Source organism: Pseudomonas sp. Sample_23 (genome assembly GCF_004307595.1).
GTDB lineage: Bacteria > Pseudomonadota > Gammaproteobacteria > Pseudomonadales > Pseudomonadaceae > Aquipseudomonas > Aquipseudomonas atacamensis.
The window spans coordinates 1-25,002 of record NZ_RCNX01000028.1; the positions used below are offsets into that span (position 1 = coordinate 1).

Sequence of the window (25,002 nt, forward strand, 5' to 3'; positions counted from 1 at the left end):
CGAATTATAGACCTCTGGAATCTGCCGTCAACCGTTAATTTCGCTTTTCTTTCAAATCAGCAAAAACGCTTTCTATATATAGACGCGCCCTCATCCAATGCGCAGTATATTGCCCACTACCACAACAATACTGTGTTTTTGCCTTGGATGCTGCCGCGCAATGAATGATCAACCTCGCTCCCTTGCTTCCACATTGTTTCCGGTTTGCCTGCTCATGATAGCCATGGCGTCCATCCAGTCGGGCGCTTCTCTGGCCAAAAGCATGTTCCCCATTATCGGCGCACAAGGAACAACCACTCTTCGCTTGATCTTTGCCAGCGTGATCATGCTGCTGATACTGCGCCCATGGCGTGCAAAGCTGACCTCCAAGTCTCTTCGTACCGTCATCGTCTACGGAATGGCATTGGGTGGAATGAACTTCCTCTTTTATATGTCGCTGCGCACAGTGCCGCTGGGCATCGCCGTTGCGCTGGAATTCACCGGCCCTCTGGCTGTAGCTATATATGCCTCTCGCCGCGCCATCGATTTTGTATGGATTGCGCTTGCTGCGGCCGGCTTGCTTCTATTGATACCTACCGGGGCAACCACTGCCGGCATTGATCTGGTCGGAGCGGGTTATGCGCTGGGCGCCGGAGTGTGCTGGGCGCTGTACATTCTGTTCGGGCAAAAGGCCGGCGCCGACAACGGGGTGACGACGGCAGCCCTCGGCGTGATGATCGCCGCGCTGTTCGTGGCGCCGATCGGCATTGTTCATGCCGGCGCTGCGCTGCTTACACCATCGCTGATTCCGATCGCTATCGGCGTCGCCATTCTGTCCACCGCCCTGCCCTATACCCTGGAGATGGTCGCCCTGACGCGTATGCCCGCGCGCACCTTCGGCACGCTCATGAGTATCGAACCGGCCTTCGGAGCATTGTCAGGTCTGCTTTTTCTCCAGGAATACCTTTCATTGTCACAATGGCTGGCCATCCTGTGCATTATTCTGGCGTCAGTGGGCGCAACCATGACCATGGGCAGCGGAGCAAAGCCTGCTGTCGCGGCCGACTGAAGCGTTATAGAAAGTGGGGTCTGGTAATTGGCGCTCATTTAGGCCATGTTTAGCTTCGTAACCCATCGCCAGGCATGGATTTTTTCGCAAAGGACGGCACAACGCTGCAAACGCGAGCGAATACAGGCAGACCCGAGCACCAGACTCGCGGCCGCTATTAAGGATGGTAATGAAACGAATTTTGCTATTGATCGCCCTGCTGGCGATCGCGAGTTGCGCAGCGACCTCGGAAACCCAGGTCAAACGAGGCAAGAAGGGGCTGCACATCAACTGTTCCGGACTTTCATCCTCATGGGACAAGTGCTATACCAGCGCCGCTAATTCCTGCGCGCCCAAGGGTTACAAGGTGATCGCCAAATCCGGGGACACCGTAGAAGAACCTGGCGATTATCCGTTCGGCCTGAACCCCGCCGGTTATACCAGCCGCAGCATGATCGTCATCTGCAAATAACTACTCGGCTCGTGGCAAAGCGAGCTGACGCGTAATTTCCTCGTGACTCGAGCGCAACACCGTACGCTGCACGTCCGGTGTTGCCAGCATCCGCGCGACCACCAATGCACCCACGCATTGTGACAGCACCGACCAGGCCAGACTCTCGCTTTCCAGTATCTCGGCCCAGCCCTGCTGAAGGCGGCAGATCCATTCTTCAGCCTGCTCACGCACCTGTACATCGGCACGGGCAATCTCCGCGCCCAATGTCGGCAGCGCGCAACCGGCCTCGGGTTGCTCGACATGGGCCATGCTCAGGTACTGCTTCAGACAACGCTCCAGCCGCTGCCGATCTGCACCGCCCTGGCCACCAAGGCGCTCAAGACTTTCACTCAACTCTCGCTCGACGATGGCAGCGAACAACGCATCCTTGGATGAAAAGTGGCTGTAGAACGCGGCGCCACTCAAACCGATGGCTTTCATCAGGCCATCCACGCCCACCGTGGAAAACCCCGATTTCTTTGCCGACAGCGCGCTGCTTTGCAGCAATCGTTCGCGGGTTTCCGATTTGTGTCCGGCCGAATAACGCATGTCATCTCCTGAAGTAGATCGCCTTGACGCTGCCCGAATCCTAGCATAACGTTCGTTAACTAAACGATCGTTAACCCAAAGGGATTCACCCATGAATAACAAGAAGGTCGTGTTGGTTGTCGGGGCCGGTGATGCCACCGGCGGGGCCATTGCCAAGCGCTTTGCCAGTGAGGGATTTATAGCCTGTGTGACCCGGCGCAGCGCCGACAAATTGCAGCCTCTGGTTGACGCAATCATCGCTGATGGCGGTGAGGCCCATGGTTTTGCCTGCGATGCGCGCAAGGAAGAAGACGTCATCGCCTTGATCGAAGACATCGAAACCCGCGTCGGCCCGATTGAGGCCTTTGTCTTCAACATCGGCGCCAACGTGCCTTGCAGCATTCTCGAAGAAACCGCGCGCAAATATTTCAAGATCTGGGAGATGGCCTGCTTCTCCGGTTTTCTCAATGCCCGTGAAGTGGCCAAGCGCATGGTCACTCGGCAGCGCGGCACGATTCTGTTCACTGGTGCCACGGCCGGGCTGCGCGGTGCTTCTGGATTTGCCGCTTTCGCCGGAGCCAAACACGGCATCCGCGCACTGGCGCAAAGCATGGCGAGAGAGTTGGGGCCGATGAACATCCATGTCGCCCACGTCGTAGTTGATGGTGCGATCGATACCGACTTCATCCGCAACAGCTTTCCCGAGAAATACGCGACCAAGGATCAGGACGGCATTCTCGATCCAGGGCACATCGCTGAAAACTATTGGTATCTGCACAGTCAGCCACGGGATGCCTGGACCTTCGAGCTGGACCTGCGCCCATGGAACGAACGCTGGTAAGCCCTCCCCCCTCATTACAACAATAAGAGAGCGATTTGATCATGACGAAAACCGTGGAATTCTATTTCGACCTCGGCAGCCCCACCACCTATCTGGCGCACACCCAGCTAGCGAAAATCTGCGCCGATACCCAGAGCGAACTGATCTATATCCCGATGCTGTTGGGCGGCGTGTTCAAAGCCACCGGCAATGCTTCGCCAGCAATGATTCCGGCCAAGGGTCGCTACATGTTTCAGGATCTCGATCGCTTCGCCAAACGCTATGGCGTCCAGCTCAGATTCAATCCGCACTTTCCAATCAACACGCTGATATTGATGCGTGCCGTCACTGGCATGCAGATGCGCCAGCCGCAGCGTTTCGCCGAGTTCGTCGATTGCCTGTTCAAGGCGCTTTGGGTAGAAGGCCGTAACCTCAACGATCCGCAAACCGTTGCCGCCGTGCTGACTGAAAACGGCTTCGACCCCCAAGAGATAATGGCGCTGACCAACGATGAATCAGTAAAAGCCGCACTCAAGGAAAACACCGAAGCCGCGATCAAGCGCGGCGTTTTCGGTGCCCCAAGCATGTTCATTGGCGATCAGTTGTTCTTCGGTCAGGATCGACTCGACTTCGTAGAAGAGGCATTGCGCCAGGATTGAAGCCGAGACCCAAGGCACCGCGAGCGGCGCCTTGGGTAAATCGATCAAATGGCCACAGTGCGCTCGTTCAACCAGCTCAACGCCGCGCCATCCAGCAATGGACTCAGTCGCTCACGCACTTCGCAGTGGTAGTCGTTCAGCCACTGCTTTTCTTCGTGGGTCAGCAGGTCAGCAATCAGGCAGCGGGTATCGATCGGGCACAGCGTCAGGGTTTCGAACTTGAGGAAGTCGCCGAATTCGCTGCTGCCGGCCTCGCGGTTCATCGCCAGGTTCTCGATGCGCACGCCCCAGCGGCCCGGGCGATAAGTGCCGGGTTCGATCGAGGTAATCATCCCCGGATGCATCGCCGTCTGCGGTGCCGGTGCCGCTTGATAAGCGATCACTTGCGGACCTTCGTGAACGTTGAGGAAATAGCCCACGCCGTGACCGGTGCCGTGACCGTAGTCGACGTTGTCAGCCCAGATCGGCGCACGAGCGATGGCGTCGAGCAGCGGCGACAGAATGCCTTTCGGGAATCGTGCCCGCGACAGCGCAATCACGCCTTTCAACACGCGCGTGCAATCCTGTTTCTGCTCCTGGGTCGGCGTACCCACCGGGACCATGCGCGTGATGTCTGTGGTACCGCCGAGGTATTGACCACCGGAATCGATGAGCAACAGACCATCACCCTCGATCAGCGCATGCTCCTCTTCGGTAGCGTGATAGTGCGGCATCGCACCATTGGCGTTGAACGCGGCAATGGTGTTGAAGCTCAGCGAAACGTAATCGGGACGCCGCTCACGGGCAGCGGTAAGCTTCTCGTCGATGGTCAGTTCGGTGATGCGCTCGCGCCCCCATGCCGATTCCAGCCAGGCAAAGAATTCGCACAACGCCGCGCCATCCTGCTCCATGGCTTTACGGATGTGTTGAGCGTCGGCTTCGCTTTTCTGCGATTTGGCCAACGTAGTCGGGTTGAGACCCTCGACCAGTTTCACGCCACTGTCCAGGTTATCCAGCAACCCCGTGGTCACTCGCGCCGGATCGACCAGCAGGCTCGCGCCGCTCGGCACAGCACGCAACGCATCGGCCACTTCGCTGTAGTCACGCAGCGTCACGCCATCCTGCTCCAGTACCGCGCGCAGATCGGCATCGACCTTGCTCAGCGCCACAAACAGCGTGGCCTGTTGCTGATTGATCAAGGCGAACGAAACAAACACCGGATTGAACGAGACATCACCACCACGCAGGTTGAACAGCCAGGCGATGTCATCCAGGGTGGCGATGAAGTGCCAATCGGCGCCACGCTCTTGCAAGGTTTCGCGCAATTTCGCGAGTTTCTCGCCACGGCTGACGGTCGCTTGCGGCGGCAGATGCTGATAGATCGGCGCGTTCGGCAGGCTCGGGCGATCACGCCAGACTTCCTGCAACAGGTCGATATCGGTGCGCAGGCGAGCGCCGCGTACTTCAAGTTTGCTGCTCAGCGTGCGCGCCGAAGCCACCGCCATTACCGCGCCATCCACCGCAACCACGCCGCCCTCGGGGGTTTGCTCCGCCAGCCAGTCCAGCGGGCTCGGTTGCCCCGGTTGCAGCTTGACCAGTTCGATGCCGCTGCCGTTGAGCTCTTTCGTCGCCTGTTCCCAGTAACGACTGTCGGCCCACACACCGGCGAAATCCGCAGTGACGATCAGCGTACCGACCGAACCGTGGAAACCCGACAGCCATTGCCGGCCCTGCCAGTAACCCGGCAGGTATTCCGAAAGATGCGGGTCGGCGGACGGCACCAGCAGCGCATGGATGCCTTCGCGGCGCATCAGTTCACGGGTATGCGCCAGGCGCTGAGGCACCGATCCTTCGGTCAAGGTGTGGGAACTCATCATGTCTCCTGCTAATCGCGTCATCGTTATTGTTCGTAGCCTTCGCGGCCATGGAAAGCGTCTGCTGTTTAAAGCCCTGTCGCCCAGAATGCCGGGGCACTGGCGCAGGCGGTTGTGATCAGGTCAACGGCCTTGTCGACATCCTCAACGGTGGTAAACCGCCCGAGGCTCAAGCGAATGGTGCGCCCCGCAAGCCGCGCATCGTGCCCGAGCGCGAGCAGCACGTGGGACGGCGCATTACTTGCGGAATTACACGCCGACGTCGCGGAAAACGCGATCGAATGGCTCAATGCGGCGCTGTTGAACTCGCCCTCGCTGAAGGTCAGGCTCAGGGTGTGCGGAATGCGTTGCGAGGCACTGCCATTGAGGCGCACGCCGGGCAACTTCAAAAGCTGTTCGAGCAAGCGTTCGCGCAAAGCGATGATGGACTTTTTCTCTTCATCGAATGCGTCGGCGGCCAAAGCGAAAGCAGCGCCCATCCCGGCAATCTGATGAGTCGCCAGGGTTCCGGAGCGCAGGCCACCTTCATGACCGCCGCCGTGGATCTGTGCCTGCAAGCGTTGCTGCGCCTGCGGGCCGACATACAAGGCGCCGATGCCCTTGGGGCCGTAGAGTTTGTGCGCGGAAAAGGACATCAGATCCACCGGCCAGCGGCTCAGATCGATCGCGACTTTGCCCGCGCCTTGCGCCGCATCAACATGAAACAACGCCTGCCGACTGCGCACCACTTCGCCAATCGCCTCGACATCGTTGACCGTGCCCAACTCGTTGTTGACCAGCATCAGCGAGACCAGAAACGTGTCGTCACGCATCGCTTCGCTGACCGCTTGCGGCGTGATCAAGCCTTGGGCGTCCGGCACCAGGTAAGTCACGGCAATGCCCGAGTCCTGCAATTGCCGCGCGGTGTCGAGAATGGCCTTGTGTTCGATCTGACTGGTAATGATGTGCCCGCCGCAAACGCCACGGGCCTGAGCGACGCCTTTGAGAGCGAGATTGTTGGATTCGGTGGCACCAGAGGTCCAGACGATCTGCTCAGGCTGCGCGCCGACCAGATCGGCGACTTGCCGACGTGCCTGCTCGACCGTCTGCCGGGCCTGCTGGCCGAAAGCGTGGGAGCTGGACGCCGGGTTACCGAAGTTACCGTGAAAACCCAGACATTCGATCATCACCTGGATGACCCGCTCGTCCACCGGGGTGGTGGCGGCGTAATCGAAATACAACGGACGTGTGTTCATAAAGGACTCGCAGAGCGTGTTCCGGGATCAGGAGGCTCGTGTCTGCAAACGACAATGCACAGCCTCGTGAGCTGTGCATGGGTTCGAGAGCGTCATCAATACCTGATCGGATGCCGTTAAAGAAGTAGGGCTTCATTTAAAAGTGCGTAGGAACGCTCCTGAAACCGAGCTTAACAGGCAACGGGCCGGCGATTGAAGCAATGCGTCAGTGAAAGCTTTCGAGAAGTAACGGATACAGCGAGATCACCAACAGCGCCGCCATGCCCCAATTGAACACGCGCAACCAGCGCGGATCTTTCAGCACATTGCGCAACAGCGTGCCGCACGCCGCCCACAGGCCGACACTGGGCAGATTGATGATGGCGAACACCGCCGCGATGATCACGACGTTATAGAAATAACCCTGCATCGGCGTGTACGTGCTGATGGCACCGATGGCCATGATCCACGCCTTGGGATTGACCCACTGGAACGCTGCGGCGCCCAGATAGCTGATCGGTTTCGCCTCGCCGTGGGCACTGTCGCCGACCGGGCCGGAGTGGGCGATCTTCCACGCCAGATACAACAAATACGCCGCGCCGACATATCGCAGCACCGTATACAGAATCGGATAGGCCTGAAACACCGCGCCAAGGCCGAAGCCCACCGCTACCACCAATAAAAAGAAGCCGCAGCTGATGCCGAGCATGTGCGGAATGGTGCGGTTGAAACCGAAATTCACTCCGGACGCCAGCAACATGGTGTTGTTCGGCCCCGGTGTGATCGAGGTGACAAGGGCAAACAGGGCAAAGCCCAACAGCAGATCAAGCGAGAGGTTCATCGAGGCAGTCCATCCAGGGTCATTCAGCTGTTGACCCTATCCCACACGGCCCGGCAAACCCACGGACAGTTAGGGAAAACCTCAAGCAGTACAGTTTGCCTTCAGCTCGGACGACCGTGCAGCTGTATGGCACGTTCGGCGCTCATCTCACCCTGTTGGTCGAAGCCGAAAGTCTTCTGCGGCTGGCCGAGCAATTGGGCTTTTTTCGCGTGGTATTCGTCGAATGACAAGCCGCTGCGGTTCAGCGCTTCCAGCGCCAGTTCGCGGGATTCTTCAGCGGTGTAAGGGCGCAGCTCGGGCGAAACATGGCCGGCACAACCGGCGAGTACGGAAACAGCGAGCATCAGCGAAACAGTCAGTAAACGGTTCATGGGAGCGTCCTGGCGAGCTATGTGGGGTCGATGGAGAAAGGCTACGCCCCGGCTCGCTCGCGCAGAAATCAACGCTCTCAATAGTGGCTATCAGCTTTGCGCTAATACTGGCTGACCGGCAGACGACAATGCAGCGCATCGTCGTGACTGCGGGCAATGCTGCTGTGAACCTGGAACGAATTGAAGGTCACGGTTTTTGCCCGATGGGTGCGGATCAATTGCCAGAAATCCTCCTCGCCGCTTTCGAAACTGCGAAACGCCGCCTCCCCCGCTTCGCGGCTCTGCCATTGCAAAAAGCTCAGCACGCGGCGGCCGTCGTCGCTGGCCTGCACGCTGGCGCTGAGAAACCCGTCGTAACGCTGGGCCAGCCCCTCGGTCTGCGTCGCCAGTGCCGAGACCAGCGCTGCTTGCTGGCGGGGTTCGATTTCGAATTCGATCAATTGGGTAAAGCTGCGATTGCTCATGGAAAGCCCCCACTCATCTTGAAGCGAGCCTTGCGACCCGAAGAGCTGCAGGGTAAAACCTCTAGTTAAGTAAAGGTCAAGAGCATTTTCAGCATGATCAGCAAACACCAGGTGCACAAGCCTCTCACCGTGGGCGAGGTTGCGGCGCGCAGTGGCGTCGCGGTCACGGCGCTGCATTTTTATGAAGCCAAAGGTTTGATCAAGAGTGAGCGCAATGCCGGCAACCAGCGCCGCTATCCGCGCGCCGTCCTGCGCCGGGTGGCGTTGATCAAAGTCGCGCAACGGCTGGGGATACCGCTGGCGGAAATCGGCGAAGCGCTGAAGATCCTGCCGCAGGATCGCGCGCCGTCGGCGGCGGACTGGAAAACGCTATCTGAAAAATGGCAGCGCGAGCTCGATGAACGGATCAGGCAACTTACGTTGATGCGCGATCAGCTCACCGGGTGCATCGGCTGCGGCTGTCTGTCCATGGAAGCGTGTCCGTTACGCAATAAAGGCGACATGCTCGGTGACCGAGGCCCAGGCCCGCACTTTCGCGATGAGTGATGACGCTGCTCGTCGGCGAACAATTTGCGCAGCAAGGACGGTTCTATAGTGATTGCTCCGGGTAAATCCGGTGTAACCACATCTGTTGAAAACAAAAACAGGGAGAACGTCATGAGCGTCAAACCCATTCCCGAGGGGTATCACAGCATTACCCCGTATCTCGGCATCCAACAGGCTGCCGAGGCCATCGATTTCTACAAGAAAGCCTTCAATGCCAGCGAAGTCATGCGCCTGACCATGCCCGACGGCAACATCGGCCACGCCGAGCTGCGCATCGGCGACAGCGCGATCATGCTCGGCACGCCTTGCGACCAAGGGCCGTTGAGCAATCCACAGCAGGCGGTGTCGATCGGCTTGCACCTGTATGTCACCGATGTCGACCAAGCCTTTCAACAGGCGCTGGATGCAGGGGCGCAAAGCGTCTCCGAGGTCAAAGACCAGTTTTACGGTGATCGCAGCGGCACGCTGAGAGATCCGTTCGGCCATCTGTGGTTTCTCGCCACGCACAAAGAGGATCTGAGCGAAGAGCAGATTCGCCAGCGTGCGATGGAGATGTTCAGCCAAGGCTGAGGGCTTTTTGCTTGGGATCGACCGGCAAAAAGGCACTGCCGATGTAATTGCGAAACATTTACTTTCATATCCGCTTTCGGGATTTTCTTCGCTCATCCGTCTTATAGGAATGCAGGCCGTTCGCGTAGGCAAAAGCCACGAACGGCCTCCCGGGGAGTTCCGTGCTGCGAAGCCCGTAGCCCGGCCCCTTCCACCGCAATCAAGACGCGCAATCATGTCGAAGAAATCCCGTTCCAAACTGTGGTTCCTGGTGCATAGCTGGCTGGCGTTGCCGATCTGGTTCTTTGTGCTGATCGTCTGTGTCACCGGCACGCTGGCGGTGGTCAGCCAGGAGATTGTCTGGCTGGCCAACCCGCAAATGCGCGCCAGTCAACCGTCGGACGATGCGCCGCGACTTAGCTACGACCAGATTCTCGCCGCGATCAAACAGGCCGAGCCGCAAACCCTGGTGCAGAGCATCAATCGTCCGGACGAGTCGCACTTTGCCCTCGATGTCGAAGTCAGCTACCCCGACGGGCGCTCGTTGACGGTCTATGTCAATCCGTACACCGGCGTCATCCAGGGCACCGCGCCGGCCTTTGATTTCAAAGCGTTCACCCGCGCCCTGCATGGCTGGTGGCTGGTGCCGTTCACCAATGGCTACAGCTGGGGCTGGTATCTGGTGTCGCTGCTCGGCGTGCCGATGCTGGTGTCGCTGATTACCGGGCTGGTGGTGTACAAGCGCTTCTGGAAAGGTTTTCTGCGCCCGACCCTGCGCGTGCGCCACGGCGCGCGGATTTTCTGGGGCGACTTTCATCGCCTGTGCGGCATCTGGTCAATCTGGTTCATTGCGGTGATTTCCATCACCGGCATCTGGTTCCTGATCAAGGCGATCCTGTTCGATAACCAGATTTCCATTTCCAGCGAACCGATCATTCCGGCGATGTCCCGCGAAAGTGTGCCGATTTCGGCCGCCGGCACCCCGCCGCCGCGTATCAGCCTGGACCGCGCCATCGAAATCGCCCAGCAGAAGATTCCGGGCCTGGAAGCCAGCTACGTCAACCTGCCGGGCAATGCCTACTCGCACATGAGCGTCAGCGGCCGTGGCTGGTATCCGCTGATGTATCAGACCGCGACTCTCAACCCGTACAACGGCGAAATGGCCTCCTCACGGTTGCTGTCCGATCGGTCCTCGCTGGAATTCGTCACCGAATCCATGCGCCCGCTGCACACCGGCGACTTCGGCGGCATCTGGATCAAACTGATCTGGTTCTTCTTCGGTCTGTTGCTGAGCATGATGATCCTCAGCGGCCTGTTGATCTGGACCAAGCGCACCGCGTTGGCCACCGCCAATGCGCTGAAACGCGAGGACAAAAAAAACCGCGTCACAGCCCAACCGGCGCTGCGCCGTGAACCTTCGGAGGCGAGCCTGTGAACAAAGCCATCTCGGTCACACCGCCCTCGCGCCTGTCGCGTTTCTGGCACAAGTGGCGTTTCCACATCAATGTCCTGCTGTTGCTGATCCCGCTGGGCTTCATGCCGAAATACTTTGCCGATGCCTCGCTGTTTCGCGGCGACAGTGGCCTGGGCCAACGGGAAATAGGCACCGTTGAGGTCGGCCCGTGGAGCCTGCGTCTGGCCGAACTGCGCGACGAGGCACCGCACCTGAGCGGTCCGGCCGGCTATATGAAGGATTTCACTGCCGCCGTTTGTGATACCTGCGTCGAACAGGTCAAGGCTACTTACCTGCGCATCGGCAAGCCGCGCAGTCTGCGCGCCGCTGGCACGATCTTCTTCGGTACGCCTTATCGCATGGGCACGCAAATGCCGATCCCGGCAAAGACCAAACCTGACGCCGAGCTGTGGATCACCATGGAAGGCTGGGACGGCAGCATGCACCAAGCCGCGATTCCCCTGAGCCAAGCCTCCCCCGCCACGGTTGCGTGGCTGAACAAACAAGGAGCCAAACCATGACTCGCTCACCCCTTCAGACCCGTTTGCTCGCCAGCGCCGCGCTGCTGCTGAGCGCCGGTTTCAGCGCCAGCACCCTGGCGCACAACCCGATGTGCGAATGCAAAGCCATCGATGCCGAACAGATCAAATGCACCGGCGGTTTCTCCGACGGCAGCGGTGCGCCGGGGGTGACCCTCGACGTGATCGGCTACGACGAAACCATTCTGGTGCCGGGCAAATTGGGTGATGACTCGACGCTGACGTTCAAGAAACCCGGCAGTGAGTTCTATGTGCTGTTCGACGCCGGCCCCGGCCACGTGGTGGAAATCGACCAGGCGGATATCGAAGCCCCATGAGTAGCCCGACAACGCAAGTGGTACGCCCGGCCGGCGCCGGTCATGAAACCCTCAACGTGCTGCTGTTGTGCCTGCTGATCCTCGCGATCGCCGGCTCGGTGGTGGCGTGGCGCGGGGTTTCCCATGAACCGGAGCCGGTCGCCAGCAACCAGTACGACGCCCGCCGCGATCTCAGCGCCGCCGAGCAAGGCATTTATGCCGACCTGCGCGTGACCCTCGACGAAATCCGCTTGCTGCGCGAAGAGCAAAAAGCCCTGCCGACGCCACAAATGCTCGCCGACGAAGGCTTTGCGCCGTTCGCGCAGGACGCCAGTTCGGTCAGCCGTGGCGGTCACGCATGGCAGATGTTCGCCGATCGCGCCTATTTCGGACGCAGTGCAACGCCTGATGTCGCCGGTTCATTTCTGATGCGTGTCGGCACTGACGCCAACGCGGCGCCGGACATCTGGCTGAACCGCAGCGCCGATTCCGCGCCTGCTGAAGATCTGTCTGACGCCGCGCTGTCCGCCGCTGGCTGGAAACAGATCGTCGCGCAATTCGATGCCGGGGTTACCCGCGAACATCGCCATTGATTCCTCGCCTTTATCCGAGAGAAGACTGCTTGCCCATGTCCATTTCATTTCCTCGCCGTCCATTGTTACGCCTGTTTCTGCTTGGCCTGTGCGCCTGCCTGCTGAGCCCGTTGGCCAGCGCCGAGCAAGGCAAACGCCTGCGTATCGGCATCACTCTGCATCCGTATTACAGCTACGTCGCCAACATCGTTGGCGACAAGGCCGAGGTGGTGCCGCTGATTCCTGCGGGCTTCAATCCGCACGCCTACGAACCGCGCGCCGAAGACATCAAGCGCATCAGCGGACTGGACGTGATCGTACTCAACGGCGTCGGTCATGATGACTTCGCCGACCGGATGATCGCCGCCAGCGAAACACCCAACGTCAAAACCATCGAAGCCAACGAGAACGTGCCATTGCTGGCGGCCACCGGTGTCGCTGCGCGCGGCGCTGGCAAAGTGGTCAATCCGCACACGTTCCTGTCGATCAGCGCCTCCATCGCCCAGGTCAACAACATCGCCCGCGAGCTGGGCAAGATCGATCCGGACAATGCCAAGACCTACACGCAAAACGCCCGCGCTTACGGCAAACGCCTGCGGCAGATGCGCGCCGACGCGTTGGCCAAACTGACCCAGGCACCCAACGCCGAGCTGCGCGTGGCCACAGTGCATGCGGCTTACGACTATCTTTTGCGTGAATTCGGTCTGGAAGTGACGGCCGTGGTCGAGCCGGCCCACGGCATCGAGCCAAGCCCGAGCCAGCTGAAAAAAACCATCGATCAATTACGCGAACTCGACGTGAAAGTGATCTTCTCCGAGATGGATTTCCCCTCCAGCTACGTCGACACCATCCAGCGCGAATCCGGGGTGAAGCTGTACCCGCTGTCGCACATTTCCTACGGCGAATACACCGCCGACAAGTACGAAAAGGAAATGACCGGCAACCTCAACACCGTGGTTCGGGCGATTCAGGAGTCGGGGGCATGACGTCGAAAGAAACCCTGATCCCTGACAACACCGATAACCCGGTGGGAGCGAGCCTGCTCGCGAATGCGCCGGATCAGGCAACATCTTCGCTGAATGACACACCGCATCCGCGAGCAGGCTCGCTCTCGCAGGGGAAAAATGGGCCGGCGCTGGAGTTTGCGGATATCAGCCTGACCTTGGGGCGCACGACGATTCTCGACAAGGTCAGCTTTCAGGTGCAGCCCGGCAGCGTGCATGCGCTGGTCGGCCCCAACGGCGGTGGCAAGAGTTCGCTGATCAAGACCCTGCTCGGGCAGATGCCGCATCAGGGCCAGCTCAGCCTGCACTGGCCCGGCGAGCCCGGCACCATTGGTTACGTCCCGCAGGCGCTGGAGTTCGATCGCGGCTTGCCGATGACCGTCGACGATTTCATGGCCGCCATGTGTCAACGCCGTCCGGCCTTTCTCGGTTTGAGCAAACACTACGCCGGCGCCATCGGCGAGGCACTGGAGCGCGTCGGCATGCAGGACAAGCGCAAGCGGCGCATGGGCGCGCTGTCCGGCGGCGAGCGGCAGCGGGTGCTGCTCGCGCAGGGTTTGATTCCGGCGCCGCAACTGCTGGTGCTCGACGAGCCGATGTCGGCCCTCGATGAGGCCGGGATCCAGGTGTTCGAACGCCTGCTGACTGACTGGCGCGCGGCGGGCATCACGGTGTTGTGGATCGAACATGACCTGGAAGCGGTAGGTCGGCTGGCCGATCGGGTTACCGGTCTCAACCGCCGCGTGCTGTTCGATGCCACACCGCAACAGGCGCTGACTCCGGAACGTCTGCTGACGCTGTTTTCCACCCATCCACGGAGCGCGGTCTGATGAGCTACGAAGCCTTTCGTTTGATGGTCCAGGGTTGGGCATCTTCCGGTTATCTGCCCGAGGCGCTGGCCTACGGCTTTGTCGTCAACGCCCTGCTCGCCGGCCTGCTGATCGGCCCGGTGCTGGGCGGGCTCGGCACGCTGGTGGTGGTCAAGCGCTTCGCGTTCTTTTCCGAAGCAGTCGGCCATGCCGCGTTGACCGGTGTCGCCATCGGCATCCTGCTCGGCGAACCCTACACCGGCCCGTACGGCAGCCTGTTCGGTTACTGCTTGCTGTTCGGCATCCTGCTCAATTACCTGCGCAACCGCACCGGACTGGCACCGGATACGCTGATCGGCGTGTTTCTCTCGGTGTCACTGGCACTGGGCGCGAGCCTGCTGCTGATTCTCGCCGGCAAGATCAACGTGCACATTCTGGAAAACGTGCTGTTCGGTTCGGTATTGACCGTCAACGGCAATGATCTGGCGGTGCTGGCCATCGTCGGTTCGCTGGTCATGGCCCTCGCCCTGCCGCTGTACAACCGCATCATGCTCGCCAGTTTCAATCCGCAACTGGCGGCGGTGCGTGGCGTAGCGGTGAAGACCCTGGATTACCTGTTCGTGATCCTGGTGACCTTGATCACCGTCGCGGCAGTGAAGGTGATTGGCGCGATTCTGGTCGGTGCCTTGCTGGTGATTCCTGCGGCAGCGGCGCGCTTGCTCAGTCAGTCGCTGAAAGGGTTTTTCTGGTGCTCGGTGCTGATCGCTACCGTCAGCACCCTGTGCGGGATTCTTGCGCCAATCGTGTTCGACCTGCCGATCCCGTCCGGCGCTGCGATCATTCTGGTCGCCGGCATCGCTTTCGCCCTCGCCGCCATTGCGCGCGGCGTCGTCCCCAGCCTGAAAGGGAACCTTGGATAAATGGCTTTTTCATTGCGTAACCTGACTCTGGCCATGGCCCTGTGTGGCGTGGTCTGCACTCCGTTGATGGCGGCTGAAACTGCGAAACCGGTGCGCGTTCTGGCCTCGTTACCGATCACCTATGGATTGGGCGAAGCATTGCTCAAGGGCACGAACGTCAACCTCGAACGTGCGGCGCCGGCCAACCTGCCCGGCAGCCGCCAGACCGCGTATTTCACCGGTCGTGGCGCTCCGGCGCTGAGCAAACTGGCCACCGACGCGGACGCGGTAATCGGTCTGCGTTCGCTGTGGGCCGATGATCCGCTGTACCCGATCGCGCGGCGCAGCAATATCCGTATCGTCGAAGTCGACGCTGCGCGCCCGGTCGACGGTGCCCTGCCCGGCATCGCCGTGCAGCCGGGCCTGCAGGTTGATGGCCTGAACAGTCAGCCATGGCTGGCGAGCAACAACATGGGGCGCATGGCCGATGTGATGGCCGCAGACCTGGTGCGCCTGGCACCGAGCGCCAAGCCTGCAATCGAAGCCAACCTGGCGGCATTGAAACAGCGTTTGCTGAAACTCAGCGCGGACACCGAAGCGCGTCTGGCCGAAGCGGACAACCTGAGCGTGATGAGCCTGAGCGATCACTTCGGCTATCTGATTGGCAGCCTCAACCTTGAACTGGCCGGACAGGATGCGCGTCCCGATGCCGATTGGACCCCAGAGGAGTTGAAGAAGCTGACAGCGACGCTCAAGGACAATGACGTGGCGGTGGTGCTGCACCATCGCCAGCCCGCGGAGCCGGTGAAAGCAGCGATTGCCGAATCCGGCAGCCGCCTGGTGGTGTTGAGTACCGATGCGGCGGATCCGCTGGCGGAGCTGGAGGGGAATGTGGATTTGTTGCTCAAGGGGTTGAGCGGAGCGTAGTTCCAGTAAATCCGCGTTATCGTTCTTCGCGAGCAGGCTCGCTCCCACAGAGAATCGCATTTCAACTGTGGGAGCGAGCCTGCCGCGAAGAGGCCCGCACCCACAACGTCACTCTCCAGACATGAAAAAACCCGCTGACCATCACTGGTCCAGCGGGTTTTTTATGCCCGGTCGCTTATTGCGCCGCGACTTGTGCATCCATCTTCTGGCGCAGGCTCAATGGGCGCATGTCGGTCCAGACTTCTTCGATATAGGCCAGGCATTCCTTTTTCAGGCCGCTCTTGCCCACGGTGCGCCAGCCTTGCGGCACAGCTTTGTAATCGGGCCAGATCGAGTATTGCTCTTCGTGGTTGACCACGACCTGAAAGAGGATGTCCTCGCGGTCGAATACTGACGTCATGCTGGTTCTCCATCGTTGTAAGGTCGGCTGCACAAAGAATGCAGCCGGGTATGTAGAAAGAACGTTCGCCGCGCGGAAAAATTTACAGCGCGGTGGTGGCAGCGGCCAATGCGCGGCCGAAGATCTCGGCCACCCGATCGATTTCCGCGGCAGTGATCACCAGCGGCGGCAGGAAGCGCACCACTGCGCCATGGCGACCGCCCAGCTCCAGAATCAGGCCACGCTTGAGGCATTCACGCTGGACCAGCGGCGCCAGACGCGCAAACGCTGGCGGATGACCGAGCGCATCGAGCGCGCCGTTCGGGTCGACCAGTTCAACGCCGAGCATCAGGCCACGCCCACGAATATCGCCCAGCTGCGGGAAGTCGCGTTGCAGGATGTGCAGATGCTCGCTGAGTCGATCACCCATGGCGGCTGCGTGCTCGCAAACCTTGTGCTCCACCAGATAGCGCATCACCGCTGAACCGGCGGCCATGGCCATCTGATTGCCGCGGAACGTGCCGGCATGGGCGCCCGGTTGCCAAGTGTCGAGCCAGTCGCGGTACACCACCACCGCCAACGGCAGGCTGCCACCGATGGCTTTGGACAGTACAACCACATCCGGAACGATATCCGCGTGTTCAAAGGCAAACATCTTGCCGGTACGGGCGAAACCGCTCTGGATCTCATCAACGATCAACGCCACACCGGCCTTCTCGGTAATCCGGCGCAAGCCGCGCAACCACTCGATGTCCGCCGGTATCACGCCGCCCTCGCCCTGCACCGCCTCGACAATGACCGCCGCCGGCAATTGCACCCCGGCCTCGGGATCGTTGAGCAGGCTTTCCAGATAACTCAGATTGGCGTTGACGCCCGCTGCGCCGCCGAGACCGAACGGGCAGCGGTAGTCGTAGGGAAAGGGCATGAACTGCACGCCGTTGCTGAGCAAGGCACCCAGTGGTTTTTTCGGCCCCAGGCTGCCCGTCAGGCTCAACGCCCCCTGACTCATGCCGTGATAACCGCCGGAAAATGACAGCACGGTGCTGCGCCCGGTTGCGGTGCGCACCAGTTTCAGCGCTGCTTCCACGGCGTCGGTGCCGGTCGGGCCGCAGAACTGGATCTTCGCTTGCGCCGCCAGCTCTGTCGGCAGCAGCCCGAACAGGTCCTGGACGAATTGATCCTTGACCGGCGTAGTCAGGTCGAGGGTGTGCAGCGGCAACTCATCGGCCAGCACTTGCTGGATCGCCTCGATCACCACCGGGTGGTTATGCCCCAGCGCCAGCGTGCCGGCTCCAGCCAGGCAGTCGATGAATGTACGTCCTTCAACATCCTCGACATACAAGCCCTTGGCACGCTTGAGCGCCAAGGGAATACGCCGAGGGTAACTGCGCGCGTTGGACTCCTGCCGGCTCTGCCGCGCCAACAACGGTGATTCGTTGAATTCGAACAACGTTTCCGCCGGCGCCGAGGCGACCCGGGCCGACGACGCTTCGATAAGACTGGTGGCGACTGACATCTCTCGACCCCTCAATTCGCTATGGATAGTGACCAGAACAGCACACCGACAGGTGCGCGTTCCGGTCGCGGGGCGCACTTGCAGGTTTTCCTGTTCTGGAAACGCTTCAGCGCGGTTCGGATTTACACCCTTGATCGAGTTGTCCGGCCGGTGAGGACAAAGGTTTGCGCAGCGGCACGGTTTGCAAGCCGTTGGAAAGACCGGGTGGCGCTGCCTGTTGGTAACCCAGGTGCCGATAGAACCCCTCGGCGGTGCGGGTGCTGTTGAGGTGAGCATTGCGCACACCGCGAACCCGCAACCAGCCTTCGACATTCTGCATCAGCGCCCGGCCGACGCCTCGGCGGAAGGATTCCGGCTGGACGTAACACAGCAGGATTTCGCCACTGACCCGGGCCATGCCGACACCGACCGGTTTGTCATCAAGCAAAGCGACGCAGAGATAGAAATGTGGGTCGGCGAGCCGGCTACTGATGAAGTCGGCGGAGGAGCGGTTGAGCCAGTGGTTGACCAGAAGCGGATGGTTGCGGTGATCGAGTGCACATCCGATGCGGATCGAGCGCTCGACTATACGGTTGATGATGCCGGTGTCGGCCAGGGTGGCCGAACGTACGCAGACGGGTGCTTCCATGGCGCAGTTCCCTCAATCCATTGAGTCAAAGCTGGGTTGACCTTAGCCCCAACCCTGGCGGATAGCGAACGCCGAGAAGTTACATTTGATGTGCCAGAACATGGTTTTTTGTGGGAGCGAGCCTGCTTGCGAAAGCGTCGGACCAGTCAACGTCGATGTTGAGTGAGTTACCGCATTCGTGAGCAGGCTCGCTCCCACAGGGGTCTGAGGTGAGATCAGAGGGTTTGCAACGGCATGGTCAGTTCGACCCGCAAGCCATCCGGGCGGCTGTCGAAATGCAGGGCGCAGTCACAGCGCTGAACAATCGCCTGGACAATCGCCAGACCCAGCCCGCAGCCGGTGCTCTGCCCGTTGCGCCAGAAGCGTTGGGTCAGATGCTGCAAATCATCCGGCGCAATGCCCGGGCCATGGTCACGCACGACAAAACGCACGCGATTGCCGATGTTTTCCAGATGGACCTCGACCGCGCAATCTTCAGGCGTATGGCGCAGGGCGTTGTCGAGCAGGTTACGCAGTGCAGCAATCGCCAGCACAGCAGGCATTTGCAGCGGTGCGGCGGACAGGTCGTCCGGCACGTGCAGTTTGATCCGCAGCCGTTCACCGCCAGTGGCGTCCTGAATCGCCAGTCGGGCCACTTGCTCGGCGCTGCATTGCGAGCCGTCATCGAACGACAGGCTGCCTTCGACCCGCGCCAGCAACAGCAACTGTTCAAGGGTGCGGTGCAAGCGATCGGCGCCCTCCTCGGCGCGGGCCAGCGACTGATCGCGGGCACTGCCATCGGTCATGCGCGCGACTTGCAGGTGGGTCTTGATCGCCGTCAGCGGACTGCGCAGTTCATGCGCGGCGTCACCGGTCAGGCGACGTTCACGCTCGATGGTCTTGCCGATGCGCTGGAACAATTGATTCTGGGTTTCCAGCAACGGCTTCAATTCGCTGGGAAACGCCTGCAACTGCAATGGCTCAAGGGAATCGGCATTGCGCCGCATCAGCGCCTCGCGCAGACGATTGAGTGGTGCAAGACCCTGACCGATGCCCAGCCACAGCAGGCACAGGCAACCCAGCAAGGCCACACCGACCGGCACCGAAGCGGCGAGCAGAATCGACATGTTCAAGGCTTCGCGTTCGATCTGCCGATCCGCCGTAGTGATGCGCACATCGCCCCGGGCCAGGGTGAAACTGCGCCACGGTGCGCCGTCGATCATTTGATCGTGGAAGCCCATTTTCTCGGCTTCCAGCGCTTGCTCGGGGTTGTTGTGGCTTCGCGCGAGAATCTCGCCGCGCAATGAGCTGACCTGACAGGCCATGCCGCCGGGAATGTTCAGCTGTTCAGCACTGAAGTGGGTGCCCTCGCCCTTGCTCGGCAGCGTCGGCAATTGCTCAAGCAAACCGGCGACCATGCGCGCCGAAGCGACCAGTCGCTGGTCGAGGGAGAACATCATCTGATTGCGCAGATCGCTGAGCATCCACGCCGCCGCCAGCGCCCAGATCAACGCGAAGGCAGCGCCGAGCGTCAGACTCAGGCGCAGGCGCAGACTCATCACTTGCCTTGCTCTCCGCCATCGGCAGGCCCGAGGCGATAGCCCAGACCACGCACGGTTTCGACGATGCCTTTGCCAAGCTTGCTGCGCAGATGATGGATATGCACGTTCAGTGCGTTGCTTTCCAGTTCGTCGTTGAAGCCGTAGACGCTGTCCTTCAGTTGCTCGGTGGACAGCACCCGGCCGCGATTGTGCAGCAATGCCTGCAACAGCGACTGCTCGCGCCGTGACAGGTCCACCGGTTGCCCGGCGAGGCGGGTTTCGCGGCTGCTCGGGTCGTAAGTAAGCGCGCCATGCTCGATCAGATTGACACTGCGCCCGGCCACTCGGCGCAACAGGGTTTGCAGGCGAGCGAACAGTTCGCGCAGATCGAAAGGCTTGAGCAGGTAGTCGTCAGCGCCGGCCTGCAGACCGTCGACACGATCGGTCACCGAGTCACGGGCAGTGAGGATGAGAACCGGGATTTCCAGGCCGCTCTGCCGCAATTGCTGGAGCAACCTTAGGCCATCTTCGTCGGGCAACCCGAGATCGAGAACCATCACGTCGAATTCGGCGACCTTGAGCATCGCCCGCGCCTTGGACGCGGTGTTGACGTGCTCGACGGTCAGGCCCTGTGCCTTGAGCCCGGCGACGATGCCGCTGGCGATCAGCTCATCGTCTTCGCAAACCAGTACGTGCATAGGGGCTCCGGAAATAAAAAAGGCGAGTGAAGCAGGCAAGGATTAAGGGGCAATTATGGCGGCACACGTCGACTTCGCAAAGCTGCACGAAAATACGGTCAGGTTGTCGCATCCCAGCAACCGACGCGAGCCTGCCATGCAAACTTTATTATCCCGTTACCCATCCGGAAACAATTCCAGCCTTTATCGCCAACGCAACTTCATCTAGCTTCAACTGGCAGCTTCAACCCCGCACTTAAATGGACTTTCAAACATGACCAACTTGAATAACTTTGTTGCCATAGACTGGCGTTCCGGCCCTGATCGAATTTATTTTTTCTTCAAGGACACCGATACCTATTCGCGCTTTGATCTTGGCGACAATAGTGTCCCGTCCAATTATCCAACCGCCACGGCAGGCAACTGGGACAACTTCGCCCCGTATACCAAAGATCTGCGCTTTGGCTTGACTACCACTTCCTTCGGCTGGAACGCCGGAAGTGACGAGGATATTGCCTGGCTTTTCTTCTATGACGGAACAACTCCGATGGTCTGCAAATACGATCAGGACAGCGATAAAGTTGCCGCCTTCTACAAGGTAGCCGACTCGGTATGGAAGCCGATTCTTCCATATTTTGACAAGATCATCGCCGGCACCTGGTTTCAACTGACCGGCCACCCTTTCCTGTTTCGATTCATCCTCGATGACGGCCACTACTTGTCTTTCGACTACAAGGCCAAGACCGTCAAGTACAACCGTTTCGGCGAATATCAGCTGGGCGCGCTGAAACCTTACAAGGACCGGATAATCACCGCGGCGCAGAATGACCGGACATTTGCAGACAGTTACTGGTATATCTTCCTGACCAACAATCAGTACCTCACTTACAACATTCAGTCCGACCGACTCGTTGCCGGCCCCAGAACCATTGATGACGGTAATTGGCCCGGCCTGCTACGTGGCTGATTGGTCAATCCCGGCGAGCCTAGTAGGATAGGGTTAATTATCGGTTAATCGCCGCCGCCCATCCTGCACCCCACTTGCACAGGGACAAGGCTCCTCCATGCGTCATTTTTTTCTTCTGTTTGCTCTACTGGTTTCCGGTCTGGCTCAGGCCGGAAACAATCCGTTCGAGTCCAAGCCGGACTTTTTACCCGTCGACAAGGCATTCGTACTCACCTCCGAGCATCTGGACTCGGGCGAAACCCAGCTGTTCTGGCAGATCACTGACGGCTACTACCTGTATCAGAAACGTTTGAAATTCGACGGACTGGCCGCCGATCAGCAGCCGGTGTTGCCTGAAGGCGAATCCCACAGCGATGAGTTCTTCGGCGAGCAGCCGGTGTACCGCCAAGGGCTGGAAGTGAAAATCCCGGCGGCGGCCAGCGGTCAGATCAAAGTCAGCTATCAAGGTTGCGCCGATGCCGGTCTGTGCTATCCACCGCAAACCCGGGTGATTGATCTGGGTGGCAAAGCCGCAGCAACAACAGGCGCTGAAGCCCCGGATCAGGCTTTGGCCAGCAGTCTGCAACAACGGGCGCTGGGCTGGAGTCTGCTGGTGTTCTTCGGACTCGGCCTGCTGTTGGCGTTTACCCCGTGTTCGCTGCCGATGCTGCCGATTCTCGCCGGGATGATCGTCGGCAGTGGCGCCACACCACGGCGCGGGTTTGCCTTGGCCAGTAGCTACGTGATCTGCATGGCACTGGTGTATGCGGCGATGGGCGTGGTTGCTGCGCTGCTCGGTGCGAACCTGCAGGCGTGGTTGCAGAATCCTTGGTTGCTCGGCGCATTTGCCGCCATTTTCGTGGTGCTGGCATTGCCGATGTTCGGCTTCTTCGAGCTGCAACTGCCGGTGGCCCTGCGTGATCGTCTTGAACATGCGTCGCGCAGCCGCAGCGGCGGCAGCCTGATCGGCGCCGGTGTGCTGGGCGCATTGTCCGGTCTCTTGGTCGGGCCGTGCATGACCGCGCCACTGGCCGGCGCGCTGCTGTACATCGCACAGAGCGGTAACGCGTTGCACGGCGGTCTGATTCTGTTTGCACTGGGCATCGGCATCGGTGTGCCGCTGTTGCTGCTGGTCACCGTGGGCAACCGCTTCCTGCCAAAACCCGGGGCGTGGATGAATCTGCTCAAGGGCATATTCGGCTTCCTCTTTCTTGCCACTGCATTGTTGATGCTGCGCCCGGTACTGGACCCTTCGTTGTGGTTGGGGCTGTGCGGCGCTCTGCTGTTGATCGCCGCTTACAGCGCCTGGAAACAATCCGCAGGCTTTGGCCGCGTCGCACAGGTGTTTGGCGCCCTGTCCTTGCTGCTCGGTTTGTGGGGCAGCTTGTTGGTGATCGGTGCGGCGGGCGGCAGTGATGATCCGTATCAGCCATTGCAGGTCTACAGCGCCGGCCCTGTCGCCAGCGCGGCGCCGACGGGTCACGATGCCTTCACCACGATCAAGGAACCTGCCGCCCTGCAACGCGAACTCGATGCAGCCAAGGCTCAAGGCCAGTGGGTACTGCTCGATTACTACGCCGACTGGTGCGTGTCGTGCAAGGTCATGGAGAAGAAGGTGTTCGGTGAAGCCAAGGTCATGCAGGCCCTGAGCGATGTGCGCCTGCTGCGCCTGGATGTGACCGCCGACAACGCTGCCAGCCGCGAGCTGCTCAGTCGCTATAAAGTGCCGGGGCCGCCGACGTTCATCTGGATCGGCGCTGACGGCGAAGAACGCCGCAGCCAGCGCATCACCGGCGAGGTCGATGCCGATACCTTCCTGCAACGCTGGTCCGCCACCCGAGATGCCAACTGATGCTGACGTTCACCCTCGGCACCTTCGCCATCGCGCTCAACCACCTGCTGCTGATCAGTGCTCTGGCGCTGGCGACATTTGTCGGCTGGCGGGTGGCCAAGCGCGGCGGCGATAACCCCGAGTCGGCGCTGTTCAGCCTGTTCTTGCTGGGCATGCTCGCGGCGCGCATTGCGTTTGTCGCGTTGTACTGGTCGCACTATCGCAATGACCCGTGGCAGATCATCGATCTGCGCGACGGCGGTTTCCTCGCCTGGCCCGGAGTGATCGTGCTGTTGCTGGCGGCGTTGTATCGCGGCTGGCGTCGGCCCGCTTTGCGTCGACCGTTGGGCTTCGGCGTGGTCAGTGGCGTGGCGTTCTGGCTGCTTGCCAGCCTGTCGCTGAATATCTACGAACAGGGTACGCGGCTGCCGGATATATCCCTGCGCAACGCCGCTGGCGAAACCATCAAGCTCAGTGAGTATCAGGGCGGGCCGCTGGTGATCAACCTGTGGGCGACCTGGTGCCCGCCGTGCCGGCGAGAAATGCCGGTGCTGGAGAATGCCCAGCAACAGCGCCCTGACCTGACATTTCTGTTCGTCAATCAGGCCGAAAGCATGCAAAGCGTGGCGACGTTCCTGGAAACCCAGGGCCTGAGCCTGAACAACGTGCTGTTCGACCCCCGCGGCCGTCTCGGTCAGGCCGTGGGTTCCATGGCGTTACCGACTACGCTGTTCTATAGCCCGGACGGTCGCTTGCTGACCAGTCACCTCGGTGAACTGTCGAACGCCAGCCTCGCCCGCGCCCTGGAAACCTTCGACACTTCGCCTTCAAGCCCGAATCAGGCCGTTGCCCCGGCCAACTCTGCAAGGAAACTGCCATGCCCCGCCTCCGCCACCTGCTGACGCTGACCCTGGGCACTGCCCTGCTGCACTTGCCGTCGGTACAGGCTGCTGAAGAACTGCCTGCGGCGATCAAAAAGATCGAAGCCAAGGGCGCGAAAATCGTCGGCCAGTTCGACGCCCCCGATGGCCTGCGCGGGTACGCCGCGCAATATCAGAATCGCGGCATGGCGCTGTACCTGACCCCGGACGGCAAGCATGTCGTGGTGGGTAATCTGTACGACGCCGACGGCAAGGACCTGAGCAGCGAACCGTTGCAGAAACTGGTCTACGCGCCGATGTCCAAGGAAGTCTGGGCCAAGTTCGAGGCGAGCAACTGGATTCAGGACGGCAACAAGGATGCACCGCGCACGGTGTACCTGTTCAGCGATCCGAACTGCCCGTACTGCAACATGTTCTGGGAACAGGCGCGGCCATGGGTCAAGGCCGGCAAGGTGCAGTTGCGCCACATCATGGTCGGCATCATCCGCGAAGACAGCCCGGGCAAATCAGCCGCGCTGCTGGCGGCGAAAGACCCGGCCAAGGCCCTGGAAGATCACGAAAAGGCCGGCAAGGGCAGCGCGCTAAAGGCCATGAAAGACATCCCGGTCGCCGTGCAAACCAAACTCGCGGCCAACATGCAGTTGATGGAAGACCTCGAACTGCAGGCCACCCCGGCGATTTTCTACATGGATGACAAAGGCGAACTGCAACAACAGCAAGGCGCGCCTTCGCCGGACAAGTTGGTGAAGATTCTCGGGCC

The 25,002-nt window shown here is 60.5% G+C and carries 29 protein-coding genes; 18 read left to right on the top strand and 11 right to left on the bottom strand.

Translation table 11 applies throughout. The features are described 5' to 3' along the window. Positions 1 to 160: 160 nt before the first annotated feature. A complete protein-coding gene (rhtA, locus tag D8U82_RS05710; RefSeq protein WP_024013655.1) occupies positions 161 to 1,048 on the top strand; it encodes a threonine/homoserine exporter RhtA in 888 nt (295 codons plus the stop codon). Between the two features lie 169 nt (positions 1,049 to 1,217). Next, positions 1,218 to 1,499 carry a hypothetical protein gene (locus tag D8U82_RS05715; RefSeq protein WP_016770791.1) on the top strand — a complete coding sequence of 94 codons (282 nt, stop codon included), beginning with the start codon at positions 1,218 to 1,220 and terminating at the stop codon, positions 1,497 to 1,499. On the opposite strand, the gene D8U82_RS05720 is transcribed toward D8U82_RS05715, so the two are convergent. Continuing rightward, on the bottom strand, positions 1,500 to 2,069 hold the full coding sequence (locus tag D8U82_RS05720) for a TetR/AcrR family transcriptional regulator (RefSeq protein ID WP_016770792.1): 570 nt from the start codon (positions 2,067 to 2,069) through the stop codon (positions 1,500 to 1,502). It abuts the gene before it with no gap. Positions 2,070 to 2,160: 91 nt separating this feature from the next. On the opposite strand from D8U82_RS05720, the gene D8U82_RS05725 reads away from it, so the two are divergent. Together D8U82_RS05725 and D8U82_RS05730 are read left to right on the top strand one after the other, a co-directional pair. Further along, positions 2,161 to 2,889, top strand: coding sequence for an SDR family oxidoreductase (locus D8U82_RS05725; protein ID WP_130901823.1), 729 nt, complete (start codon positions 2,161 to 2,163; stop codon positions 2,887 to 2,889). 41 nt (positions 2,890 to 2,930) lie between these two features. Next, positions 2,931 to 3,527, top strand: coding sequence for a 2-hydroxychromene-2-carboxylate isomerase (locus D8U82_RS05730; RefSeq protein WP_038861067.1), 597 nt, complete (start codon positions 2,931 to 2,933; stop codon positions 3,525 to 3,527). 44 nt (positions 3,528 to 3,571) lie between these two features. Here the strand turns inward: D8U82_RS05730 and D8U82_RS05735 are convergent, their stop codons facing one another. The 5 genes from D8U82_RS05735 to D8U82_RS05755 form a co-directional block, all read right to left on the bottom strand. Further along, positions 3,572 to 5,380, bottom strand: coding sequence for an aminopeptidase P family protein (locus D8U82_RS05735; RefSeq protein WP_130901824.1), 1,809 nt, complete (start codon positions 5,378 to 5,380; stop codon positions 3,572 to 3,574). Between the two features lie 68 nt (positions 5,381 to 5,448). Next, entirely contained in the window at positions 5,449 to 6,615 is a 1,167-nt protein-coding gene (locus tag D8U82_RS05740; protein ID WP_130901825.1) for an aminotransferase class V-fold PLP-dependent enzyme, read from the bottom strand. A 205-nt stretch (positions 6,616 to 6,820) separates the two neighbouring features. Further along, the gene (locus D8U82_RS05745; RefSeq protein WP_024013660.1) at positions 6,821 to 7,435 is read right to left on the bottom strand and encodes a LysE family translocator; all 615 of its coding nucleotides are present in this window, start codon (positions 7,433 to 7,435) and stop codon (positions 6,821 to 6,823) included. A 101-nt stretch (positions 7,436 to 7,536) separates the two neighbouring features. Beyond that, on the bottom strand, positions 7,537 to 7,806 hold the full coding sequence (locus D8U82_RS05750) for a hypothetical protein (RefSeq protein WP_016770723.1): 270 nt from the start codon (positions 7,804 to 7,806) through the stop codon (positions 7,537 to 7,539). A 101-nt stretch (positions 7,807 to 7,907) separates the two neighbouring features. Further along, a complete protein-coding gene (locus tag D8U82_RS05755; protein WP_016770724.1) occupies positions 7,908 to 8,270 on the bottom strand; it encodes an antibiotic biosynthesis monooxygenase in 363 nt (120 codons plus the stop codon). A gap of 93 nt (positions 8,271 to 8,363) precedes the next feature. On the opposite strand from D8U82_RS05755, the gene soxR reads away from it, so the two are divergent. The 10 genes from soxR (at position 8,364) to D8U82_RS05805 (ending at position 15,864) form a co-directional block, all read left to right on the top strand. Then, positions 8,364 to 8,816 carry a redox-sensitive transcriptional activator SoxR gene (gene soxR, locus D8U82_RS05760; protein WP_130901826.1) on the top strand — a complete coding sequence of 151 codons (453 nt, stop codon included), beginning with the start codon at positions 8,364 to 8,366 and terminating at the stop codon, positions 8,814 to 8,816. Between the two features lie 111 nt (positions 8,817 to 8,927). Beyond that, positions 8,928 to 9,386 carry a VOC family protein gene (locus D8U82_RS05765; RefSeq protein WP_016770799.1) on the top strand — a complete coding sequence of 153 codons (459 nt, stop codon included), beginning with the start codon at positions 8,928 to 8,930 and terminating at the stop codon, positions 9,384 to 9,386. Positions 9,387 to 9,600: 214 nt separating this feature from the next. After that, positions 9,601 to 10,800, top strand: a complete 1,200-nt coding sequence (locus tag D8U82_RS05770; protein ID WP_016770800.1) for a PepSY domain-containing protein — start codon at positions 9,601 to 9,603, stop codon at positions 10,798 to 10,800. Next, positions 10,797 to 11,339 (top strand): thiamine pyrophosphate-binding protein, encoded by a 543-nt coding sequence (locus D8U82_RS05775; RefSeq protein ID WP_125926313.1) that lies wholly within the window; start codon positions 10,797 to 10,799, stop codon positions 11,337 to 11,339. The genes D8U82_RS05770 and D8U82_RS05775 overlap by 4 nt, the downstream gene beginning before the upstream one ends. Further along, the gene (locus tag D8U82_RS05780) at positions 11,336 to 11,674 is read left to right on the top strand and encodes a hypothetical protein (protein WP_122700099.1); all 339 of its coding nucleotides are present in this window, start codon (positions 11,336 to 11,338) and stop codon (positions 11,672 to 11,674) included. Before D8U82_RS05775 ends, D8U82_RS05780 begins: the two co-directional genes overlap by 4 nt. Continuing rightward, the gene (locus tag D8U82_RS05785) at positions 11,671 to 12,246 is read left to right on the top strand and encodes a DUF6162 family protein (RefSeq protein WP_125926314.1); all 576 of its coding nucleotides are present in this window, start codon (positions 11,671 to 11,673) and stop codon (positions 12,244 to 12,246) included. Before D8U82_RS05780 ends, D8U82_RS05785 begins: the two co-directional genes overlap by 4 nt. Before the next feature lie 35 nt (positions 12,247 to 12,281). Beyond that, the gene (locus D8U82_RS05790) at positions 12,282 to 13,211 is read left to right on the top strand and encodes a metal ABC transporter substrate-binding protein (protein ID WP_125926315.1); all 930 of its coding nucleotides are present in this window, start codon (positions 12,282 to 12,284) and stop codon (positions 13,209 to 13,211) included. Next, positions 13,208 to 14,059: a metal ABC transporter ATP-binding protein gene (locus D8U82_RS05795; protein WP_130901827.1), complete on the top strand. Its 852-nt coding sequence runs from the start codon at positions 13,208 to 13,210 to the stop codon at positions 14,057 to 14,059. The genes D8U82_RS05790 and D8U82_RS05795 overlap by 4 nt, the downstream gene beginning before the upstream one ends. Then, positions 14,059 to 14,958, top strand: coding sequence for a metal ABC transporter permease (locus D8U82_RS05800; RefSeq protein ID WP_007917717.1), 900 nt, complete (start codon positions 14,059 to 14,061; stop codon positions 14,956 to 14,958). The genes D8U82_RS05795 and D8U82_RS05800 overlap by 1 nt, the downstream gene beginning before the upstream one ends. Next, a complete protein-coding gene (locus D8U82_RS05805; RefSeq protein WP_130901828.1) occupies positions 14,959 to 15,864 on the top strand; it encodes a zinc ABC transporter substrate-binding protein in 906 nt (301 codons plus the stop codon). It abuts the gene before it with no gap. A 175-nt stretch (positions 15,865 to 16,039) separates the two neighbouring features. Here the strand turns inward: D8U82_RS05805 and D8U82_RS05810 are convergent, their stop codons facing one another. From D8U82_RS05810 to D8U82_RS05835, 5 genes are all read right to left on the bottom strand, one after another. Continuing rightward, positions 16,040 to 16,264, bottom strand: a complete 225-nt coding sequence (locus D8U82_RS05810) for an MbtH family protein (RefSeq protein WP_016770808.1) — start codon at positions 16,262 to 16,264, stop codon at positions 16,040 to 16,042. Between the two features lie 82 nt (positions 16,265 to 16,346). Beyond that, entirely contained in the window at positions 16,347 to 17,759 is a 1,413-nt protein-coding gene (locus D8U82_RS05815) for an aspartate aminotransferase family protein (protein ID WP_130901829.1), read from the bottom strand. 106 nt (positions 17,760 to 17,865) lie between these two features. Further along, entirely contained in the window at positions 17,866 to 18,387 is a 522-nt protein-coding gene (locus D8U82_RS05820) for a GNAT family N-acetyltransferase (RefSeq protein WP_123443498.1), read from the bottom strand. A gap of 215 nt (positions 18,388 to 18,602) precedes the next feature. Then, positions 18,603 to 19,925: an ATP-binding protein gene (locus D8U82_RS05830; RefSeq protein ID WP_038860405.1), complete on the bottom strand. Its 1,323-nt coding sequence runs from the start codon at positions 19,923 to 19,925 to the stop codon at positions 18,603 to 18,605. Continuing rightward, positions 19,925 to 20,605, bottom strand: a complete 681-nt coding sequence (locus D8U82_RS05835) for a response regulator (RefSeq protein ID WP_024013672.1) — start codon at positions 20,603 to 20,605, stop codon at positions 19,925 to 19,927. Before D8U82_RS05835 ends, D8U82_RS05830 begins: the two co-directional genes overlap by 1 nt. A 253-nt stretch (positions 20,606 to 20,858) precedes the next feature. Here D8U82_RS05835 and D8U82_RS05840 point away from each other — a divergent pair, with 253 nt between their 5' ends. From D8U82_RS05840 to dsbG, 4 genes are all read left to right on the top strand, one after another. Further along, on the top strand, positions 20,859 to 21,551 hold the full coding sequence (locus D8U82_RS05840) for a hypothetical protein (protein ID WP_122611544.1): 693 nt from the start codon (positions 20,859 to 20,861) through the stop codon (positions 21,549 to 21,551). Positions 21,552 to 21,648: 97 nt separating this feature from the next. Next, entirely contained in the window at positions 21,649 to 23,382 is a 1,734-nt protein-coding gene (dsbD, locus tag D8U82_RS05845) for a protein-disulfide reductase DsbD (protein WP_130887931.1), read from the top strand. Then, positions 23,382 to 24,263: a TlpA disulfide reductase family protein gene (locus D8U82_RS05850; protein WP_125917362.1), complete on the top strand. Its 882-nt coding sequence runs from the start codon at positions 23,382 to 23,384 to the stop codon at positions 24,261 to 24,263. Before dsbD ends, D8U82_RS05850 begins: the two co-directional genes overlap by 1 nt. Continuing rightward, on the top strand, positions 24,239 to 25,002 hold a 764-nt coding region (dsbG, locus tag D8U82_RS05855; protein ID WP_130901830.1), incomplete at its 3' end, for a thiol:disulfide interchange protein DsbG. The genes D8U82_RS05850 and dsbG, both read left to right, overlap by 25 nt.

Excerpts from the sequence above, each read along its gene's own strand:
- rhtA (WP_024013655.1), top strand. The coding sequence starts at position 161 with ATGAATGATCAACCTCGCTCCCTTGCTTCCACATTGTTTCCGGTTTGC.
- D8U82_RS05715 (WP_016770791.1), top strand. The coding sequence starts at position 1,218 with ATGAAACGAATTTTGCTATTGATCGCCCTGCTGGCGATCGCGAGTTGC.
- D8U82_RS05720 (WP_016770792.1), bottom strand. The coding sequence starts at position 2,069 with ATGCGTTATTCGGCCGGACACAAATCGGAAACCCGCGAACGATTGCTG.
- D8U82_RS05725 (WP_130901823.1), top strand. The coding sequence starts at position 2,161 with ATGAATAACAAGAAGGTCGTGTTGGTTGTCGGGGCCGGTGATGCCACC.
- D8U82_RS05730 (WP_038861067.1), top strand. The coding sequence starts at position 2,931 with ATGACGAAAACCGTGGAATTCTATTTCGACCTCGGCAGCCCCACCACC.
- D8U82_RS05735 (WP_130901824.1), bottom strand. The coding sequence starts at position 5,380 with ATGAGTTCCCACACCTTGACCGAAGGATCGGTGCCTCAGCGCCTGGCG.
- D8U82_RS05740 (WP_130901825.1), bottom strand. The coding sequence starts at position 6,615 with ATGAACACACGTCCGTTGTATTTCGATTACGCCGCCACCACCCCGGTG.
- D8U82_RS05745 (WP_024013660.1), bottom strand. The coding sequence starts at position 7,435 with ATGAACCTCTCGCTTGATCTGCTGTTGGGCTTTGCCCTGTTTGCCCTT.
- D8U82_RS05750 (WP_016770723.1), bottom strand. The coding sequence starts at position 7,806 with ATGAACCGTTTACTGACTGTTTCGCTGATGCTCGCTGTTTCCGTACTC.
- D8U82_RS05755 (WP_016770724.1), bottom strand. The coding sequence starts at position 8,270 with ATGAGCAATCGCAGCTTTACCCAATTGATCGAATTCGAAATCGAACCC.
- soxR (WP_130901826.1), top strand. The coding sequence starts at position 8,364 with ATGATCAGCAAACACCAGGTGCACAAGCCTCTCACCGTGGGCGAGGTT.
- D8U82_RS05765 (WP_016770799.1), top strand. The coding sequence starts at position 8,928 with ATGAGCGTCAAACCCATTCCCGAGGGGTATCACAGCATTACCCCGTAT.
- D8U82_RS05770 (WP_016770800.1), top strand. The coding sequence starts at position 9,601 with ATGTCGAAGAAATCCCGTTCCAAACTGTGGTTCCTGGTGCATAGCTGG.
- D8U82_RS05780 (WP_122700099.1), top strand. The coding sequence starts at position 11,336 with ATGACTCGCTCACCCCTTCAGACCCGTTTGCTCGCCAGCGCCGCGCTG.
- D8U82_RS05785 (WP_125926314.1), top strand. The coding sequence starts at position 11,671 with ATGAGTAGCCCGACAACGCAAGTGGTACGCCCGGCCGGCGCCGGTCAT.
- D8U82_RS05790 (WP_125926315.1), top strand. The coding sequence starts at position 12,282 with ATGTCCATTTCATTTCCTCGCCGTCCATTGTTACGCCTGTTTCTGCTT.
- D8U82_RS05795 (WP_130901827.1), top strand. The coding sequence starts at position 13,208 with ATGACGTCGAAAGAAACCCTGATCCCTGACAACACCGATAACCCGGTG.
- D8U82_RS05800 (WP_007917717.1), top strand. The coding sequence starts at position 14,059 with ATGAGCTACGAAGCCTTTCGTTTGATGGTCCAGGGTTGGGCATCTTCC.
- D8U82_RS05805 (WP_130901828.1), top strand. The coding sequence starts at position 14,959 with ATGGCTTTTTCATTGCGTAACCTGACTCTGGCCATGGCCCTGTGTGGC.
- D8U82_RS05810 (WP_016770808.1), bottom strand. The coding sequence starts at position 16,264 with ATGACGTCAGTATTCGACCGCGAGGACATCCTCTTTCAGGTCGTGGTC.
- D8U82_RS05815 (WP_130901829.1), bottom strand. The coding sequence starts at position 17,759 with ATGTCAGTCGCCACCAGTCTTATCGAAGCGTCGTCGGCCCGGGTCGCC.
- D8U82_RS05820 (WP_123443498.1), bottom strand. The coding sequence starts at position 18,387 with ATGGAAGCACCCGTCTGCGTACGTTCGGCCACCCTGGCCGACACCGGC.
- D8U82_RS05830 (WP_038860405.1), bottom strand. The coding sequence starts at position 19,925 with ATGAGTCTGCGCCTGCGCCTGAGTCTGACGCTCGGCGCTGCCTTCGCG.
- D8U82_RS05835 (WP_024013672.1), bottom strand. The coding sequence starts at position 20,605 with ATGCACGTACTGGTTTGCGAAGACGATGAGCTGATCGCCAGCGGCATC.
- D8U82_RS05840 (WP_122611544.1), top strand. The coding sequence starts at position 20,859 with ATGACCAACTTGAATAACTTTGTTGCCATAGACTGGCGTTCCGGCCCT.
- dsbD (WP_130887931.1), top strand. The coding sequence starts at position 21,649 with ATGCGTCATTTTTTTCTTCTGTTTGCTCTACTGGTTTCCGGTCTGGCT.
- D8U82_RS05850 (WP_125917362.1), top strand. The coding sequence starts at position 23,382 with ATGCTGACGTTCACCCTCGGCACCTTCGCCATCGCGCTCAACCACCTG.